Consider the following 3711-nt stretch of genomic DNA (forward strand, 5'->3'; position numbering starts at 1 on the left):
CACGGGGAATTCCAGGCCCTTGGCCGAATGCAGGCTCATCAGCTGCACGCAATCGTCCCAGGCCTCACCCTGGCCTTCGCCGGCTTCCAGTGAGGCATGCGACAGGAACGCGGTGAGTTCGGTAAGGCCGGCGTCGATGTCGTCGGCCGTGGGTTCGAAGCGGCTGGCCACGTTGACCAGTTCGTCCAGGTTCTCCACGCGGGATTCGGCATTGCCTCGGCTGTCGCGCTCGTAATAATCGCGAAGGCCGGTGTGCATGATGGCGTGTTCGATCTGCTCGGCGAGGTTCAGCGCGGAAGGCGAGTCGGCCCCGTCCAGCGGCAGGCCGCCGAAGCTGCGCGCCATCTCCTCGATCATGGAAAGGAACGCCTTCACGGCATTTTTCGAACGTGCCGCGAGCGAGCCGGTGGAGAGTTCCGACAGCGCCGCTTCCCACATCGAGGTTGCCTCGCCGCGCGCGCGGCGGCGAAGTTCCTCAAGCGTACGGTCGCCGATGCCGCGGGGCGGCGTGTTCACCGCGCGCTCGAAGGCGGCGTCGTCGTGGCGGTTGGCGGTGAGCCGCAGATACGCCAGGGCGTCCTTGATTTCCGCGCGCTCGAAGAAGCGCAGGCCGCCATACACGCGGTAGGGAATATCGCGCTGGATCAGTTGTTCCTCGAAATTGCGCGATTGCGCATTCGAGCGATACAGGATGGCGCAGTCACGGGCGCGGCCCTTCTCGGCGATGTGCTCGCGGATCCGATCGATGACGAAACGCGCTTCGTCCTGCTCGTTGTAGGCGGCATACAGTGCGATGCGCTCGCCCTCTTCGCCGGCCGTCCACAGCTGCTTGCCCAGGCGACCGCCGTTGCGCGCGATCACGCTGTTGGCGGCTTTCAGGATAATGGCGGTAGAACGGTAGTTCTGTTCCAGGCGGATCGTCCGCGCGCCGGGGAAATCGCGCAGGAACTGCTGCACGTTCTCCACCCGCGCACCGCGCCAGCCGTAGATGGCCTGGTCGTCGTCGCCCACCACGAACACCTTGCCGGTGTCGCCCGCCAGCATGCGGATCCAAGCGTACTGCAGCGTGTTGGTGTCCTGGAATTCGTCGACCAACAGGTGCCGCCAGCGGTTCCGGTAGTGGTCCAGTACCTGCGCATCCTTCAGCCACAACTCGTGCGCGCGCAGCAGCAACTCGGCGAAGTCGACCAGGCCCGCGCGCTGGCAAGCGTCTTCGTAGGCCTTGTAGATCTCAACGAAGGTCCGGGTAACCGGATGGTCGCGGTGTTCGACGTCCTTGGCGCGCTTGCCTTCATCCTTCCAGCTGTTGATTTGCCAGCTGGCCTGGCGTGGCGGAAAACGGGCCTCGTCCAGGCCCATGCCGGCCACCACGCGCTTGACCAGGCGCTGCTGGTCGTCCGAATCGAGGATCTGGAACCCTTCCACCAGGCCCGCTTCGCGCCAATGCCGGCGCAGCAGACGATGGGCGATGCCATGGAAGGTACCGACGGTAAGGCCTTGCGCGCCGCCCGGGATCAGCCCTTCCAGGCGCGACCGCATCTCGCCGGCAGCCTTGTTGGTAAAGGTGACGGCCAGCACCGCCCACGGCGGCACCCCCAGCACCTGCGTAAGCCAGCCAATCCGGTGCGTCAGTACACGGGTCTTCCCCGACCCCGCACCCGCCAGCACCAGGTAGTGCCCCGGCTCCGCACTAACCGCTTCCCGCTGCGCATCATTAAGCGAATCAAGCAAATGAGAGACATCCATCCGCCAATTCTATCTCGTGGGGCGTGCCGGTGAGGGAGCGGTCGGTTGGCATTTTCTTCACTAAGTCCTCGGTCGGCCTTCGCCTCCCTGCGGAAGCGTTCCGAAAACGCCATCCGACCGCTCCCGCTCCGGCTCTATCGCCCGAAGCACGCAAAAAAAGGCCGCTGTCGCGGCCTTGTGGATCCACCCCTGCAGTGTTTGTGTCAGCGCTTGCGGGCGATGCCGCCTACGGTGAGAAGGCCGCCTATGACGATGCCGGCGATGCCGACCCATTGGGGGACAGCCCGGTCGTGCGTGGCGGTTAGCTTGGCCGAGCCGATCTGGGCCACGGTGTCGGTGTCGCGGTAGCTGGCGTTGCCCGCTACCACCCAGATTCCTGCGGCCAGCAGGATGATGCCGATAACGATCAAACCTGCGCGCATGCCCATTCCTCGGTGTGTTCGTCGGGAATATGGGCAGGCGCGTGTGTAGGAATGGTGGAGGCCTAGGGCTGGGTGGTCCTTAAGGCAACCAAAGCCGCCGGCAAGGACGTGAGCGGGCGCAGGCCGAAGGCCTCGGCAGGCGAGGGCAGGATGGTTTCGCGGCTGGCGCGTCCCAGACGGGCGCGGTGGCCGCTCCAGTGGATCAGCTCCATGGCCCCGCAGGTGTCTTCGACGATCGCCGTGCAGTGCTCCACCCAGTCGCCGTCGTTGAGGTACAGCACGCCTTCGATATCGCGTACGTGGCCGAAGTGGATGTGACCGCAGATATGACCGTCCAGTCCGCGCTCGCGGGCGTCGTTGGCCACGCGCTCCTCGAAGTCTCGGATATAGGCCAGTGCCTTGCCCACGTGTGACTTGATGATGATCGACAGTGGCAGGTATGGCTGGTCCAGCCAGCGCCTCAAGGTGTGTACGCGGCGGTTGGTCCAGCAGATTGCCCGGTGCAGCACTTCGCCGGCCCAGAGCATCCAGGTGCGGCCGATCGAATCGGCGTCGAATTCATCGCCATGGCTCACGCGGTAACGCCGTCCGTCGGCGCCTTCGTGGATGGCATCGAGCTCCACGCGGATGCCGCCGATCGCCTGGCCGGCCAGGCCGCGCAGAGGGGCGTCGTGGTTGCCCGGGATATAGGTGACCCTTACCCCGCGCTCGGCCATCGCCAGCAGCTGGCCGACCACGGCACCGTGGTCGGCGTGCCACCAGTGGCGGCGGGCGAGGGCTTCCAGGTCGATGATGTCACCGACCAGGTACAGGTGCTCGCAATCCAGGTGGGTAAGGAAATCCAGCAGGTAGCCTGCCTTGCAATCGGGCGTACCCAGATGGACATCTGATATGAAGGCGCTGCGGCAGCGTAAACGGCCCATGGCGTCGATCCCCGGTGAGTCTTCCCGGGACGACAGTATCGGCGCGGAGTGTCGCCGCCCGATGGCAGGGAGGTTACCGCCGTGCGTCAGGCGACGGCGGCGGCCGTGGCCCGGGGCTGGCGTTCGCCCACCATCGCGGCAAGCACGCGATCGATGCGCACGAATACTTCACGCAGTTGCGCCGGCTCCGGCAGCAGGGTGAGCCGCAGGTGCCGGCTGGCGGCCAGGTTGAAACTGGATCCGGGGACGATGAGCACGGCTTCGTCTTCGAGCAGGCGCAGCGCGAAGCCTGCATCGTCGAACACCGGCAGGGCCGCCGCCTTGACCTGCGGGAAGCCGTACAGCGCCCCGCCGGGGGTGACCATGTCCAGGAACTGGCTGGCGGCGACGCCTTCGATCACCGCCCGCCTGGCCTCGTGCAGACGGCCACCGGGGCGGGTGAGTTCGCCGATGGTGGCGGCGTTTTCAAGCGCCGGCCGCACGGCCCATTGCGCGGTGACATTGGCGCAAAGACGCAGCGCCGCCAACAATTGCAGCGCGTCGCGGTAATCCGCGGTGAGGCGCGGATGGCCCGACAGGCTCATCCAGCCCACCCGGTACCCGCAGGCGCGATGCACCTT

4 protein-coding genes are annotated in these 3711 nt (G+C 66.2%); all 4 read right to left on the reverse strand.

All coding sequences use genetic code 11. The annotated features are described in order from the left end of the window. Positions 1-1746 (reverse strand): UvrD-helicase domain-containing protein (locus VK519_RS09740; protein ID WP_324349358.1); only part of this gene is annotated, 1746 nt, incomplete at its 3' end. Between the two features lie 203 nt (positions 1747-1949). Then, positions 1950-2168: a hypothetical protein gene (locus tag VK519_RS09745; protein ID WP_324349360.1), complete on the reverse strand. Its 219-nt coding sequence runs from the start codon at positions 2166-2168 to the stop codon at positions 1950-1952. Positions 2169-2230: 62 nt separating this feature from the next. After that, on the reverse strand, positions 2231-3091 hold the full coding sequence (locus tag VK519_RS09750) for a UDP-2,3-diacylglucosamine diphosphatase (protein WP_324349361.1): 861 nt from the start codon (positions 3089-3091) through the stop codon (positions 2231-2233). A gap of 86 nt (positions 3092-3177) precedes the next feature. Continuing rightward, on the reverse strand, positions 3178-3711 hold a 534-nt coding region (locus VK519_RS09755), incomplete at its 5' end, for an aminotransferase class I/II-fold pyridoxal phosphate-dependent enzyme (protein ID WP_324349363.1).

It is taken from the genome of Pinirhizobacter sp., assembly GCF_035317885.1.
Classification (GTDB): domain Bacteria; phylum Pseudomonadota; class Gammaproteobacteria; order Xanthomonadales; family Rhodanobacteraceae; genus Pinirhizobacter.

Excerpts from the sequence above, each read along its gene's own strand:
- VK519_RS09745 (WP_324349360.1), bottom strand. The coding sequence starts at position 2,168 with ATGCGCGCAGGTTTGATCGTTATCGGCATCATCCTGCTGGCCGCAGGA.
- VK519_RS09750 (WP_324349361.1), bottom strand. The coding sequence starts at position 3,091 with ATGGGCCGTTTACGCTGCCGCAGCGCCTTCATATCAGATGTCCATCTG.